Consider the following 15,726-nt stretch of genomic DNA (forward strand, 5'->3'; position numbering starts at 1 on the left):
TGCGGGGCGCGATTCGGCGGAACTTCGCGATGCCGCCTCTTGCCGAAGCGCGTACGGCCCGTTGTCCCGGACTAGACGTTTCCGTGAGCGCGAAACGTCCAATTTCGGTGTATCAGATAGGTGATTGGTGGACTTATGACGACTATCAGGCCCTGGGCGACCAGGACGGGAAGCCCGACGACCTCCACCAGAATCGGCAGTCCGATCAGAGACGCGAACAGGAAGCTCAGCCCGACCAGGTAGAACCGCAGGTAGCCGGTGACCCAGGACTCCTTGGAGCCGCGGAACACCACCAGCCGGTACCACGGATACACCAGGACCACGGTGCCGAAATGACTGACCACGACAAGGACGAGATAAGGGATGGCCCCCTGGGCGGCGTGCAATGCCAGGCCGAGGAGGCCGCAATGGATCGCCGCGGTCATGGCGCCGGCCATCAGGTAGATGACGCGGTGCGCGTCAAGAACCGGGAGCAACGCCCGCCATCCGAAATGCGATTTATCCTCGTACGTGGCTCGACTTTCCACTTCGACCATGTCGCCGGCACTCCGGATCGTTATCGGGCGGTGCGGGAAAGCATGATTGTAACCATCTCATGCTGGATGGATTGCGACACCGAGGTCGTGTCGGTGGTAATTCCTGCTCGCGGGTCCGCACCCACGGCAGCACGACCGTGCGCGAATTGGCCTCAGTGCCCTGGCAGCAGCGCGCTCCGAATCAGGTGCACGGTGAGAACCGTCTGCGTGGGCTCGAACCCGTACCGCGCCCAGGCCCGTTGCACACGCGTGTTGTGCCCCTGGGTGGAGATGACGACGTCCGCCGAGCCGCGTGTCAGCGTGCGGTCCTCGACGGCCTTCAGCAGGTGCGCGTACAGCCCGCGCCCCTGCCGCCCGGGGACGACGCCGGCGAGCAGGATCTCCGTCCTGGCCTCGCCCTCCTCCAGGGTGGCCAGCGCGACGAGCGCCTCCGTGCTCCGATCCCACAGCGCGAGGCAGCCGCCCTCGGCTGCCGAGCTGAGCGCCCACTCCTGGTAGCCGGCGACCGCGTCGGCGGGGTCGAACAGGGGGTTGGCCAGGTAGTGGTTCCCGTACGCGGTGAAGATCTCGGAGATCAGCTCCCCGACGGAGGCGGCCGCCGGCTCCACCGGCAGCAGGTCCGGCGCCCCTTCGGGGGCGCGGCCCTGCCCGGCGCGCAGCCGCCAGTACACCAGGGAGTCCGCGAACACGGCGGTCCGTCCCAGAGCGGTCAGCTGGGCGAACCAGCCGACGTGCTCGGCCGGGTAGCGCAGCACGATGACGTCCGCGTCCGAGCCCAGGACGGCCTCGCGCACGGCGGGGAACGGCGATGCGGACCCGGCCGTGAGCCGCTCCACCGAGCAGCCGAACCGCTCCGACTCGACCCGGGACTCCCAGGCGCGCAGGGCTGTCGCCTCGATCACGTCCTGCCAGGCCATCAGCGCACCTCGTAGGAGCGGACCGCGTCGATCACCCGGGCCAGGCGGGCCTCGTCCAGGTCGGCGAAGAGCGGCAGCCGCACGAGCCGGTCGGCGATCTGCTCGGTCACCGGGCAGCCGCCGGGGGCCGGCCGCCCGTACCGCTCGCCCGCGGGCGAGGTGTGCAGCGGCTGGTAGTGGAAGGCCGCCCGCACTCCCTGGGCGGCCAGGTGCGCGATGAAGGCCTGGCGGTTGTCCAGATCGGGGAGGAGCAGGTAGTACAGGTGCGCCGGGTGCGCGCACCCGGTGGGGACGGTCGGCTGGGAGATCCCGTTACCCGCCGCCCAGTCGGCCAGCTCCGCGTGGTAGGCGTCCCAGACGGACAGCCGCCGGAGCTGGATCTTGTCGAACGACTCCAGCTGGGACGTGAGCTGCGCGGCGAGCACGTCCGACGGCAGGTAGCTCGACCCGATGTCCACCCACCGGTACTTGTCGACCTGGCCGCGGAAGAACCGGCCGCGGTCGGTGCCCTTCTCCCTGATGATCTCGGCGCGTTCGGCGAGGTCGGCGTCGTTCAGGAGGAGCGCGCCGCCCTCCCCGCACTGCACGTTCTTCGTCTCGTGGAAGCTCTGCGTGGCCATGCGGCCGAACGAGCCGAGCGGGCGGTCTCGGTAGGAGCCGCCCAGGCCGTGGGCGTTGTCCTCGACGATCGCCAGCCCGTGGCGCTCGGCGAGGGCGCAGAGCGCGTCCATCGCGCAGCCGACGCCCGCGTAGTGGACCACCACGATGGCCCGCGTGCGATCGGTGATCGCCGCTTCGACCAGCCGCTCGTCCAGGTTGAGCGTGTCCGGCCGGCAGTCGACGAACACCGGGACGGCCCCGCGCAGCGCGTACGCGTTGGCCGTCGACATGAAGGTGAACGACGGCACGATCACTTCGTCGCCGGGCTCCAGGTCGAGCAGGATCGCCGACATCTCCAGCGCGTGCGTGCAGGAGGTGGTCAGCAGCACCTGCCGGGCGCCGGTGATCTCGCCGATGAGCTGGGTGGCCCGCCGGGTGAAGGGCCCGTCGCCGCAGGTGTTCCCCTGGCGCACGGCCTGCGTGAGGTAGTCGAGCTCGTTGTCCGAGACGTGCGTCCGGTTGAAGGGGATCGCCGTCTGATCGCTTACGGTCACGGACGCAGTGAACAACGAACCGGCCCGACCGGCGGGCGTCGTGCCGGGCAGCTTGTTGAGCGATTATCCAAGTCTTACCTGGCGCCGGTTCGCGGGAGCACAGGAGGGGCGACAGGGCCGCGACCAGCTCTCACCAGACCCGGCCGAACAGGACGAAGTGCGTGATGAGGAGGCAGACCGCCGCCATCCCCAGCGCGAGCAACGCGGGAGGCGACAGCAGCCGTCGCCTGGTCGCCACGAACACGGCCCGCGACCGACGCGCCCGGCGTGGGGCTGGGGGCCGGACGGGCGTGGGCCCGCCGGGCGCGGCCATGTCCATCACCACGAGCCGGCTCAGCGCGGAGCCGTTGGCAGACGAGATCTTGTCCATGGCGGCAAGCTTGGCGACGCGAGCGGCCGAGTCGCTCCGGCACCCTCGCGTCCGAGCGTTTCTTGCCTTCTTCTTGGACGCCCCGAGGCGATCGCCCTCTTTCGCCGGGACGCGAACGGCCGTGCTCCTGACAAGCCGGAAATGTCGCGACCGGCCGGCGGGATACTGAAGCACCCTCAAAGGACTGGCAAGGACATCGCCTGACCTTGGCGTTTACCCCTACCAGAGGCGCGCGTGTCGTCAGGCTTGCGCCCATGGCCGAAGCTCCATCTTTTCCGCGTTCCGCCCCTCTCGCCGCGCCCGTGCGGGAGCCAGGAGCGGGCGGACCACCGCCCCGGGGCGGGCACACAGCTCCGCGCGGGCTCCTGAGGCGCGTCTCCGTCTGGCTGCCGGCGACGGCTGTGGTCGCCTGCGCCGGGGCCGCGCTCGGGTTCTACCACGTGCCCGTCGCCGACCTGGCTCTGTTCAGCCTCTACGTCGTGCTCGGCATCGCGCTGCCGGGTCTGCTGCTGGTACGCGTCCTGTACCGGCGGGCGCACACGCTGCCGGAGGAGATCGCGCTCGGCCTGACCCTCGGCTACGCGCTGGAGGTGCTCACCTACATCCCCGCGCGGGCACTCGGCGCGCCCCTGTTCGTCCTGGCGTGGCCGGTCTGCACCTACGTGGCCTTCCTCGCGGTGCCCCGGCTGCGCAGGTACTGGAAGGGCGGGGTCCGCGCGAAGCGGACGCCGCTGTGGTGGTCGTGGTGCAGCGCGGCGAGCGTGATCTACCTGATCGGATGGTCCGCGGTCACCTTCTTCAGGAGTGAGCCCCTCACCTGGCCGGCGCTCGGGAAGTCGTTCGTCGACATGCCCTTCCACCTGGCCCTGGTCGGCGAGCTGAAGAACCACATGCCGCCCACGATGCCCGCGGTCGCGGGCGAGCCGCTGGTGTACCACTGGTTCGTCTACGCCCACCTCGCGGCGGCCAGCTGGGTCACCGGAGTGGAACCGTTGGTGCTGGTCTTCCGGCTGGCCATGCTGCCCATGCTCGCCGCGTTCGTCGTCCTCCTCGGGACGGTCGGCCGCCGCATCACGGGCTCGCGCGCCGGAGCGCTGGCGGGCGTCGCGGGCACGCTCCTCATCACGGCGCCGAGCCTGTACGTCGGCCAGGCCGCCGGGGTGCTCAACTGGAAGGCCCTGCAATCGTGGGCGAGCCCCACCCAGACCTTCGGCGCCCTGTTCTTCGCCCCGATCGTGCTGCTCCTCATCGACCTTCTCGAAGGCAAGCGGCCGAGCCGGCGCCTCTGGGCGCTGCTCGCGATCCTGCTCGTCGCGGTCATGGGCGCCAAGGCCACCTACCTGCCGCTGCTCACGGCCGGGCTCGTGGCGGTCGCGCTGGTGCAGGCGGCCTGGCACTTCTGCCTGCCCCGGCGCGCGCTGGCCGCGCTCGGCCTGACCGGGGCGTGCCTGCTCTTCGCGCAGTTCGTGCTGTTCGGCGGGGTCAGGCAGGGGCTTCTGGTCGATCCGTTGATGCTCATACGGGTGACGCTGCGGGACATGACCAGCCTCGACCTCGACACCGCGGCCCAGCCGGTCTCCGTGCTCGGGGTCACGATGCTGTGCGTCCTGAGCGGAGCCATCACGTGGAGCGGCGTGCTCGGGCTGCTCGGCCGGCCCCGGCTGCTCGTCCGGCCCGTGGTGACGCTGGTGCTCGGCATGGCCGTGGCCGGGCTCGGGATGGCGCTGCTGTTCGGCCACCCGCACCTGTCGCAGATCTACTTCCTCCAGGCGCCCAGCCCGTACGTGGCGATGGTCGCGGTCTGCGGGCTGCTGCACATCGTCCGGAGGGCGCGGCTGTCGCCCAGGGCGGTGGTGTTCGCCGCCGCCGCCGGAATGCTCGCCGTCTACCTCATCCGGGCGATCCTCGACGTCGAGGTCCCCCTGACCGCGGGCCAGGGGGACTCCGTCCTGTTCCTGCCGTACCTCGCCCTGCTGGGCGTGGTGGTCCTGGCCGTCCTGGTGCTGCGCGCGACGCAGCGGAGCAGGTTGCGTACCTTCGCCCTGGTGATCTGCCTGGTCACGGCCGCCGGCACGCCCGCGGCCTGGTTCACCCGCCTCCTGCCGGACCCGCAGAGCAGCCCGACGGCCGCCGTCCAGGAAGCCGCGTCGACCAAGCCGGTCATCCCCAAGCCGGTCATCCCCGAGGGCGAGTTCGCCGCGGGACGGTGGCTGCGGGCCCACTCGGCCCCGGACGACGTCATCGCCACGAACGTGCACTGCCGATGGGGCTACGAGACCCCCTGCGACAGCCGCGAGTTCTGGGCGACCGCGCTGAGCGAGCGGCGGGTGCTGGTCGAGGGCTGGGGCTACACGGCGGCCAACATGGACCGCTGGCAGCCGGGCCAGGCCGTGGAGAACCTCCCGTTCTGGGACCGCGACCGGATCGAGGCCAACGACGTGGTCTTCCGGGCGCCCTCGCCGGCGGTGGTCCGCCGCCTGCGCGCCGACTACGGCGTGCGGTGGCTGCTGGTCGACGAACGCGAGGTGACGCCCGGTTCCAACCTCGGAGCCTTCGCGAAGCTCCGGTTCGACTCCGGCGACTACGCCGTCTTCGAGCTGCCGGGCTCCGGCGGTTCGGCCGTGGAGCGCCGATAGCTCGTCAGGCGGGAGGGCGCAGGGGGCTCGCCATGTTCGAGCCGGTACACCGATCCGCGGGCAAAAGAGCAGCAAGGACATGGCCGAACGTGGATGTCCACGCGGGTACGGGGCGGTCCGGTCGCGACACTGGTGCGCATGATCAAGCTTGCGCCCCGTCCCTGGATGCCCGCGCTGGTGACCGCTGTCCTCGCGGTGGGCGCGCTGAGCGCCGCCGCGCCTGGCGTGAGCACGTTGACTGCCGCGCCTGGCGTGCAGACGCTCAGTGCCGTGCCTGGCGCGAGCACGGTCAGTGCCGTGCCCGCCATGCAGACGCTCAGCGTCGCGCCGAGCAGGCGACGGCAACCGCCGCGGCCGGTGAATCTCGGCAGTTCCGCCCCGTGCGCGGTCTTGGCCGATTCGGCGGTCTACAACACGGACCTCACCACCATCACCGGGAATCTCGGCATCAGCCCCGGCGACGTCATCACCGGCTTCCCGCCGGGGCAGGTGCGGGGAGAGATCCACATCCGTGACCCGCGGGCGAGAGCGGCGCGGGACGACGCCGTCGTCGCCTACAACGACGCCGCGGGGCGGGTATCCAACTCCAGCATCGCTCCCGAACTCGGCGGCAAAACCCTGACGCCGGGCGTCTACGACACCCCGGGCGGGGCCTTCCAGATCACCGGGACGCTCACGCTCGATGCCGCTGGCGATCAGGACGCGGCCTTCATCTTCCAGGCGGACACCGCCCTGACCACGGCGAGAGTCAGCAACATCAACCTGATCAACGGCGCCCAGGCCGACAACGTCGTCTGGCAGGTCGGAGACTCCGCGTCCCTCGGAACGCTCTCCACCTTCCGCGGGACCGTCCTCGCGTGGAACTCGGTCACCGTGGCGGAGGGCACGGCGGTGGACGGCCGGGTCATGGCGCTGAACAGGACGGTCACCCTCGCCGGAAGGACCGCCCTGCCCGCGACGCGGGTGACGATCCCCGGCAACCCGCCGACCAGCACCACGCTGACATCGTCGCCGAACCCGTCGAGGAGAGAGGAGCCGGTCACCTTCACCGCCACCGTGACCGGGAACTTCCAGGGCTTCGCCCCCACGAACGAGGTGCTCTTCAGGGACGGCGACACCGTCATCGGCTCGGCCATGCTCGACGTCTCGGGCAAGGCCACGTTCACCACCTCGAGCCTGACCAGGGGAGTGCACCCGATCACCGCCGTCTACGTGGACGGCGGCACCGCCGTCAACGAGGCCTGGGTCAACTTCGCCCCGAGTACGTCACCCGTGGTTCAGCAGCAGGTACTCAACCGCCGGGAGGGATAGTTCATCCGTCACGGTGACCTGACATGAGCATAATGCCGTGCGATCACTAAATATCCGAGTTGTCAGTTGATGCTCGCCGTTGATTGTGGGATGCCACGTATTTTCCCCCATCGTGGCTTCGGTCAGGCGTCAGCCTCTTGTTGATCGGGTATCTCCCGCTCGCGCCATTCAAAGTGCGGCAAGTCGGAAATTCCATTTCCGCCGAGGGGGTTAAGTGATTCCACGCAGGGGTGTGTCGGTCATCGCGTTGACGATGGCCTGTGGGGTAATGGGGGTGCCGAATCCGGAAACGGCGGGAGCCAGCGCGGTCGCGGCCCCGGTCGTCGGGTCGGCGTATGGAAGAGACGTCTCCCTGGCTGTTCGCCGGAATTGTCACAGGAAACACTGCAAGCGCGTTCTCCGTGGACCTCAGGGGCCGCGCGGAGAAGAAGGCCCGCGCGGGAAAGAAGGCCCGCCCGGGGAAGACGGCCTGCCCGGGGAGAAGGGTCCCCGCGGTTTCGAGGGCCCGCAGGGGGAACAAGGGCCCCCTGGAGTGCCGGGCCCGCGCGGGAAAGCAGGGCCCCGCGGACCGCAGGGCGCATCGGGGACGATTTCCAGCATCGACTCGACGCTCATTTCGCTGACATTCCCACCCTTCGACACGAACTTCATCGCATACGCCGCAGGCGGCAACACCTGGATCCGAGACCCCCGGACCCCGCCGTCGGGGGCATGGCACAGCCTCGCGCTGGTGCCCGGCTATCCCACCGGCGTGGTCGGCGTCTCCCTGACAGAAGCCGCTGAGCCTCTCAGCAGCCTCCTGATCACGGTCTTGACCTCGAACGGCGCTCTCTCGCAGACCGAGTGCATCCTCACCGCTCCTCCTCCACCTCCTGGCCCGGCGTGGGGGACGACCTACTGCAACGGGTTCACTCCCATCGACGCGCCGCTCCCGTAGCGTCCTGAGCCGGCCATTCGGCCGCGGCCAAGCCCGCCCTCGGGTGCGCAACCTCGCGGGCCCGAGGGTTGTGGCGACCGTCTTCTCCGGAGGCCGGTTCGAGGTGCGGTTCCTGAAAGACCTACCGCAGCCGCGTCGCAATGCGAAGAAAAATCACATGTCGCGGCTGGTTGATTCGGTCAAGTGGCGGTAAAGTCCATTCAAGTGACATGTTAATCCAGGTCCCGCAATGATCCGAATGGATGCGCATTCGACCTGTTTTATGGCTCCTTGTCCACATATGTCGTAGTGCCTTACTGGGGTGCGGCGATGCTCGGCTGACATTCTGTCCTGCTGACATTTCCGCGATTTCTACCATAAATTCCACTAATGCGGGCCGGAAGAGACGGAGGCCCCAGGTCGATCCGCGGCCTACCAGTTGCCCGCGAGGCCGCCCCCGGATACACAGCGAGATCATCGAAGAGTTGAGTAACATGTCCCAAATCCACCGGGGAAAACCCGATCAATCCACCGTCGCCGCGCATGCGCGCCGGCGCGCAGCGCGTATCCGTCGTACCCTCTCGGGAATCATCGCCCGGACCTCGGCCGTAGTAGCACTGGCAGCCGGCCTTTCGACGGGCGTGGCAGCCGGAACGGCGCACGCCGCACGCGCGGGCCAGCCTCCCGTGAGCCTCGGCAACGCCGCGTCATTCGGGGTTTTCGCCGGATCCGCGGTCACCAACACCAATCTCACGACGGTCACCGGAGATCTGGGAGTCAGCCCGGGGAGCTCCGTGGTCGGCTTCCCGCCCGGCACGGTGACCGGCACCATCCATGCGGGAGACTCCGCCGCGGGCAACGCCAGGACCGACATGGTCGCCGCCTACAACGACGTCGCAGGACGGGCGCCTGTCACCACCATCGCGACAGAGCTCGGCGGCACCACCAGGGGTCCGGGCGTCTACAACTCCGGGAACGGAACATTCACCATTACCGGGACGCTCACCCTCGATGCCCAAGGAGATCCGGACGCCGTCTTCATCTTCCAGGCGTCCTCCTTGTCGACGGCGAACGTGAGCAACATCAACCTGCTGCGCGGAGCCCAGGCGAACAATCTCTTCTGGCAGGTCAGCGGCTCGGCGACGCTCGGGACATTCTGCACCTTCCGCGGGAACGTGCTGGCCCTGAGCTCCGTCACGGTGAACACCGGAGCCGCTGTCTTCGGCCGCGTCTTCGCCGTCAACAACAACGTCATCCTGCAGGGCACCAGCGGCTCGCCGCAGACGCGCATCACCGTGCCGAACGACCCTCCCACGACCACAGCGCTCTCCCTGTCGCCGAACCCGTCCAAGGAAGGACAGACGGTCACGTTCACCGCGACAGTGAGCGCGGTCTCCGGATCGGTCATTCCGCAGGGTGAAGTGGTGTTCAGGGACGGTGCGAACATCATCGGCTCGAGCATGCTCAACAGCTCGGGAGTCGCCACCTTCGCCACCGCCAGCCTGACACCGGCACAACATCTGACCAGAGCGGTATATCTGGGCGGGGACACCTTCGACGGCGAAGCTCTGATCCATTTCGCGCCGAGCAAGTCCCCCCAACTGGTCCAGACCGTTTCGGCCAGCCTCTGGGACGACGCGACGACGCCGGCCGTCGCGTCGCAGAACGACCCGAACGCCGTGGTGGTCGGTGTGCGGTTCAAGACGACCACCACCGGTTCGGTCACGGGCATCCGGTTCTACAAGGGGCCGCAGAACACCGGGACCCACACCGGAAGTCTGTGGACGAGCGGCGGAACGCTGCTCGCGAGTGCGGTGTTCACCGACGAGATCGCGTCCGGCTGGCAGCAGGTGAACTTCGGGAGCCCCGTCGCGCTGTCGGCCAACACGACGTACGTGGCCTCGTACCACACGACGTCAGGGGGCTACTCGATGACGCGGCCCTACTTCACGTCCCAGTTCACGAACAATCCCCTCATCGCACTCGCCGATGGCGACGGAGGGGGCAACGGCGTCTTCAGCTACAGCGCCACGAACACCTTCCCGACCAGCAGCTTCCAGGCGACGAACTACTGGGTCGACGTGGTGTTCGTGCCGTCGTCCGGCCTCTGGGACGACTCCGCGACGCCGGCTGCCGCGTCGCATGGTGATCCCAACGGTGTGGTGCTCGGTGTGCGGTTCAAGCCGACCGCCTCCGGTTCGGTCCGGGGTATCCGGTTCTACAAAGGGCCGCAGAACACCGGGACCCACATCGGAACTCTGTGGACGAGCGACGGAACGCCGCTCGCGAGTGCCGTGTTCACCGGCGAGAGCGCGTCCGGATGGCAGGAGGTGAACTTCGGGAGCCCTGTCGCGCTGTCGGCCAACACGACGTACGTGGTCTCGTATCACACGACGTCAGGGGGCTACGCGGTGACGCGGCCCTACTTCACGTCCCAGTACGCGAACGGCGTGCTCATCGCACCGGCGGACGGCGACGGAGGGCGCAACGGCGTCTATACCTACAGCACCACGAACGCCTTCCCGACGAGCACCTACCAGGCGACGAACTACTGGGTCGACGTGATGTTCGATCTCAGTTAGTTCCAGTACCGGCCGAAGGCGCCTGGTCGCTGCTCAGGCGGCCAGGCGCCTTCGTTCTTGGGATAAATGGGCGGTAGCCAGGTGGCAGATAAGCGCGAGCAAAGAGTGGGGAATGGTTTCCGCGGCGACCGGTCATGCTCGGCCGAGGAGAGGGCAATATACAACAGTCGTCGTGGTGCGGGTCAGCAGATATGTGATGCGCTGGCTGCCAAGAGCGGGAATCGAACGGTGACGCCCCACGTGTGAATGCTTGCCGCGAGTGGCTTGTTTGTCACTTCAGTCGCACGGCGGTCACACCCGGGTGCGATCGGGACAGCGGGATCAGCAGGATTGCGGCAGACCGAGCGAACAAGCGGGGGATCAATGTCGGTGTCGGTGGTCATTCCGTGTTACCGGTCAGCGCGGACTCTTCCGATGCTGGTGCCCAGGCTTATATCGGTTCTTCGTGACATGTCCGTCCAGTATGAGGTGATTCTCGTTGTCGACGGAAGCCCGGACGACACCTGGGCGACCGCCGCCGACCTGGCCCGCCGGACGGACGGCGTCCGCGCGATCCACCTGTCCCGCAACTATGGTCAGCACAACGCCCTCGTCGCGGGAGTCCGTGAAGCGGAGTTCGACGTCGTCGTCACGATGGACGACGACCTGCAGCACCTCCCCGAGCAGGTGCCGCTCATGCTGGCCGCCCTCGAAGGCGATCGCCTCGATCTCGTCTACGGTGTCCCGCTCGAGGAGGAGCACGGGTTCCTGCGCAGCCTCGCGTCGCGCTCGGTGAAGGCCGGCATGTCGGCCACGCTGGGAGTTCGCGCCGCACGCAAGATCAGCGCCTTCCGCGCCTTCAGGACGTGCCTTCGCGACGGCTTCAAGGAGTTGTCAGGCCCCTACGCGTCCATCGACGTGGCCCTGTCGTGGGCCACCACGAGGATCGGCTCGTTGCCCGTGCGCATGGACCACCGCGAGCACGGGCGGTCCAACTACTCACTCCGCCTGCTGCTCCGGCATACGGCGAACATGGTGCTGGGCTACAGCGCGGCCCCTCTCCGTTTGGCGAGTTACCTCGGATTTCTGGTCGGCGCCATCGGTCTGCTGCTGGGTGTCGCGGTCCTGTGGCGCTTCGCCGCGGGTGACACGACCGTCGCGGGCTTCACCACGGTCGCCTCGATGGTCGCGCTGTTCTCGGCCGCGCAGTTGATAGCGATCGGAGTGCTCGGAGAGTACGTCGGCCGCATTCACGGAAGTGGAATGGGACGCCCGACCTATGTGGTTCGGGAGCGCGTCGGATCGCCCGCCCTGTTCGACGTCCCCCGGCAGACCAGTGGAGCGTCGGCCTCCGCGCACAACGCCTCCTGACCTCGCTTCCTCCGTATCGAGCAGTCCGGCGCAGAACGGTCTCCCAGACCGGCCCCGACCCTCACGAAACAGGCGCCTTTCCGGGGTGAATTGCCGTCGAATGCGCGCCATTCCGGCGTACCTGCTCACCTGGGCGTTCCGTCAATCGAGAATCCGTATAAAAATCTGGCAAGAAGATCGTCGGGTCCGAGAGTCCGGACGGACTGTCGGTGCTCGCATTGCCAGGCTTTCGCTGTCTCACGCGATACTTTCAATGTAAGGAATTGCACGTGGCAGACGGTGGATGGCGATTCAGGTCACTATGGCGACGCACGCTCCGAATCGCCTTCGTGAGCGTCCTGGCTGTCATGCTGGGGTGGCTCGGATCCGTACCGGTGTTGTCGTACGCGCCGAAATCGGCAGCGAAATCGACGCCGACTCCGGAGGTGACGGCGGAGCCCATACAGGCTCCGGAGACGCAGTCGGCGAAGCCGCCGCGAAGCTCCGCGACTCCGGAACCGGACCGGGCCACCGCGTCCCCTGAAACGCAGGCTCCCACGGCTCCTGATTCGCCGTCCGCGCCCCCCAAGCCGCGATCGGACTCCGCGAAACCGAAGAGGTCCGCGAGGCTTGAGCCGCATTCGGACGCCGTGCTCCTTGAGAGGCACCGCTGGGTGGGCGCGCGAAAAGGCGTCCGAAAGCGCAGGGCATCGTGCCCGCCGACGTCCATCATCTGCATCGAGAACAGTCTGCCGGGCAGCCCGCCCAGCCAATGGGACATCGTGGGCGCAGGTTCTATCAACATCCAGGGTTATGCCACTCAGATGAGTGTGGACCATGGAGAAACGGTAGATTTCAAGGTGCTGACCCCGGCGACCGCCTATCGCTTCGACATTTACCGCATGGGGTACTACAGCGGTCTGGGCGCGCGCCTCATCACGACGATTCACCCGTCCGTGCCGCTTCCCCAGTCGCAGCCGGCGTGCGCGACCGACAGCACGACCGGCCTGGTCGACTGCGGCAACTGGGCGGTGTCGGCCTCGTGGACGGTGCCGGCCAGCGCCGTTTCCGGCGTCTACATCGCCAAGCTGGTCCGGGAGGACGGGTCGAACGACGTCAGCCAGATCATCTTCGTCGTCAGGGACGACGAGCGTCACTCGGACTTTCTGATCCAGACCTCTGACGCCACCTGGCAGGCGTACAACACCTACGGCGGCAACAGCCTCTACTTCGGTTCTCCGGCGGGTCGTGCCTTCAAGGTCAGCTACAACCGCCCGTTCACCACGCGGATCGGCAGCTGCTGCACGGGCTCGGTGGAGAGCTGGTTCTTCGACTCCGAATATCCGATGGTCAGGTGGCTCGAGGCCAACGCGTACGACGTCAGTTACTCCTCCAGCATCGACACCGCCAGTCGGCCGGCGGAACTGCTCGAGCACAAGGTGTTCATGTCGTCGGGGCATGACGAGTACTGGTCCAACGAGCAGCGGACCAACGTGCAGAACGCCCGCGACAACGGCGTCAATCTCGCCTTCTTCTCCGGCAACGAGATCTTCTGGAAGACCAGGTGGGAGAACAGCATCGCCAATCCGGACTCCACCTTCCGGACGCTTGTCTGCTACAAGGAGACGCTGGCGAACGCCAAGATCGATCCGAGCCCGCAGTGGACCGGGACATGGCGAGATCCGCGCTTCTCCCCGCCGTCGGACGGGGGGAGACCGGAGAACGCGCTGTCCGGCACGCTGTTCATGGTCAACGGGGTCGCCAACGATTCGATACAGGTGCCCGCCGAGTTCGGCAACATGCGATTGTGGCGCAACACGGCCATCGCGAATCTCTCACCCGGCCAGACGGCGACCTTCCCCGCGGGAACCCTCGGGTACGAATGGGATGTGGGGGCTCCCGACAACGGATTCTCGCCCCCCGGGCCGGTGAAGTTGTCGAGAACGACGCTGGCCACGAACAAGTTCCTGCTCGACTTCGGCGGCACCTTCGGCGCCGGGGTCGCGACGCACAACCTGGTGCTCTACCGAGCGGCCAGTGGAGCGCTCGTCTTCGGTGCGGGAACCACCCAGTGGTCGTGGGGGCTCGACGCCACCCATGATCGGGCGGGCACGCCCACGGACATCAACATGCAGCAGGCCACGGTCAACCTGTTCGCCGACATGGGCACGCAACCGGCCAGCCTTCAGCCTGGCCTGGTTCCGGCGACCCCGTCGACGGACACGGCGCCACCGACCTCGACGATCACCAATCCGCCTGTCGGCGCCTCGGTGCCGGTCGGCAGGGTGGTCACCGTTCAGGGAACGGCGAGTGACACCGGGGGCGGCGTCGTCGCGGGTGTCGAGGTCTCGTTCGACGGTGGCACCAGGTGGTTCCAGGCGACCGGCCGCGAGAACTGGCAGTTCCCGTGGACGCCGAGCACCGCCGGCAACGCGACGATCATGGCCCGTGCGGTCGACGACATCGGCAATCTCCAGGTGATCCCCACCACGCTGAATGTCACCGTGGGAGACGGATGCCCCTGCACCCTGTGGACTCCGTCGACCGTTCCTGACGTGGCGGCGAACGACGATCCCAACGGGGTGGAAGTCGGGGTGAAGTTCCAGGCCACCAGCGCGGGCCTCATCACGGGCGTCAGGTTCTACAAGGGGGCGTCCAACACGGGTACGCACGTCGGCAGCCTGTGGAGTTCCACGGGAGTGCTCCTGGCGCGGGCCACGTTCACCACTGAGACGGCGAGCGGCTGGCAACAGGTGAACTTCTCCAATCCGGTCGTGGTTGCCGGAAACACCACCTATATCGCCTCCTACTACGCGCCCAATGGGAATTACTCCATATCGCGGCCGTACTTCGGCACCGCGTTCACGAACGGTCCGCTGACCGGCCTCGCGAGCGGCGCCTCGGGCGGCAACGGTGTCTACACCTACAGCGGGGCGAGCGCGTTCCCGACGAGCACCTACCAGGCCACCAACTACTGGGTCGACGTGGTGTTCACGCCGTCGGCGAGTCTGTGGAACAACTCGACGGTGCCGGACATCCAGTCGTTCCCGGACTCCCAGGCGGTCACGCTCGGGGTGAAGTTCACGGCGTCCGAGACCGGAACGATCAGTGGTATCCGCTTCTTCAAGGGGGCGCAGAACACCGGGACGCACGTCGGGAGCCTCTGGACGACCGGCGGGCAGTTGCTGGCCAGCGCGACCTTCACCAACGAGAGCGCGTCGGGCTGGCAACAGGTGTCCTTCTCGACACCTGTCACGATAACCGCGAATACGACCTATATCGCCTCATACTTCACGTCATCCGGGAATTACTCGGTAAATCGACCGTACTTCACCAGTGCGTTCACGAACCCGCCGCTGACCGCTCTCGCGGACGGTGCGTCGGGGGGCAACGGGGTCTACACGTACGGCTCGTCGAACAGCTTCCCGACGAGCACCTATCAGGCCACCAACTACTGGGTCGACGTGGTGTTCACGCCGTCGGCGAGTCTGTGGGACGACTCGACGGTGCCGGACGTCGACTCGTTCCCGGATCCCCAGGCGGTCACGCTCGGGGTGAAGTTCACCGCGACCACGGCTGGAACGATCAGCGGTATCCGGTTCTTCAAGGGTTCGCAGAACACCGGGACGCACGTCGGGAGCCTGTGGACGGCCACTGGTCAGTTGCTGGCGAGCGCGACCTTCACCAACGAGACCGCGTCAGGCTGGCAACAGGTGATCTTCTCGACGCCTATCGCGGTTTCTGCGAATACGACCTATATCGCCTCTTACTTCACGTCGTCCGGGAACTATTCGATAACGCGGCCGTACTTTACCAATGCGTATACGAACGGCCTGCTGACCGCTCTCGCGGACGGTCCGTCGGGCGGCAACGGTGTTTACAGCTACGGTGCGTCGAGCACCTTCCCTGTCAACAGCTACCAAGCCACGAACTACTGGGTGGACGTTCTGTTCAACGTCTCCTAGGTGTGCTGAG

General features: G+C 67.5%; 9 protein-coding genes. 5 read left to right on the forward strand and 4 right to left on the reverse strand.

Annotated features, from left to right (window positions below):
* Positions 1-71: 71 nt before the first annotated feature.
* The 4 genes from ABT294_RS25110 to ABT294_RS25125 all read right to left on the reverse strand — a co-directional run bounded on the left by ABT294_RS25110 (position 72) and on the right by ABT294_RS25125 (position 2,977).
* Positions 72-536 (reverse strand): GtrA family protein, encoded by a 465-nt coding sequence (locus ABT294_RS25110; protein ID WP_350808694.1) that lies wholly within the window; start codon positions 534-536, stop codon positions 72-74.
* A 152-nt stretch (positions 537-688) separates the two neighbouring features.
* Entirely contained in the window at positions 689-1,453 is a 765-nt protein-coding gene (locus ABT294_RS25115; RefSeq protein ID WP_350808695.1) for a GNAT family N-acetyltransferase, read from the reverse strand.
* A complete protein-coding gene (gene rffA / locus ABT294_RS25120; protein ID WP_350808696.1) occupies positions 1,453-2,607 on the reverse strand; it encodes a dTDP-4-amino-4,6-dideoxygalactose transaminase in 1,155 nt (384 codons plus the stop codon). The genes ABT294_RS25115 and rffA overlap by 1 nt, the downstream gene beginning before the upstream one ends.
* Positions 2,608-2,737: 130 nt before the next feature.
* Positions 2,738-2,977, reverse strand: coding sequence for a hypothetical protein (locus ABT294_RS25125; RefSeq protein ID WP_350808697.1), 240 nt, complete (start codon positions 2,975-2,977; stop codon positions 2,738-2,740).
* A gap of 254 nt (positions 2,978-3,231) precedes the next feature.
* Here ABT294_RS25125 and ABT294_RS25130 point away from each other — a divergent pair, with 254 nt between their 5' ends.
* The 5 genes from ABT294_RS25130 (at position 3,232) to ABT294_RS25150 (ending at position 15,716) form a co-directional block, all read left to right on the forward strand.
* Complete coding sequence (locus ABT294_RS25130) at positions 3,232-5,613, forward strand: hypothetical protein (RefSeq protein WP_350808698.1); 2,382 nt, start codon at positions 3,232-3,234, stop codon at positions 5,611-5,613.
* A 138-nt stretch (positions 5,614-5,751) separates the two neighbouring features.
* The gene (locus ABT294_RS25135; RefSeq protein WP_350808699.1) at positions 5,752-6,924 is read left to right on the forward strand and encodes an ice-binding family protein; all 1,173 of its coding nucleotides are present in this window, start codon (positions 5,752-5,754) and stop codon (positions 6,922-6,924) included.
* 1,179 nt (positions 6,925-8,103) lie between these two features.
* Positions 8,104-10,422, forward strand: a complete 2,319-nt coding sequence (locus ABT294_RS25140) for a DUF4082 domain-containing protein (protein ID WP_350808700.1) — start codon at positions 8,104-8,106, stop codon at positions 10,420-10,422.
* A 363-nt stretch (positions 10,423-10,785) separates the two neighbouring features.
* Positions 10,786-11,772 (forward strand): glycosyltransferase family 2 protein, encoded by a 987-nt coding sequence (locus ABT294_RS25145; RefSeq protein WP_350808701.1) that lies wholly within the window; start codon positions 10,786-10,788, stop codon positions 11,770-11,772.
* 629 nt (positions 11,773-12,401) lie between these two features.
* Positions 12,402-15,716, forward strand: a complete 3,315-nt coding sequence (locus ABT294_RS25150; protein WP_350808702.1) for a DUF4082 domain-containing protein — start codon at positions 12,402-12,404, stop codon at positions 15,714-15,716.
* Positions 15,717-15,726 lie beyond the last annotated feature (10 nt).

The organism is Nonomuraea sp. NPDC000554 (genome assembly GCF_040300065.1).
GTDB lineage: Bacteria > Actinomycetota > Actinomycetes > Streptosporangiales > Streptosporangiaceae > Nonomuraea.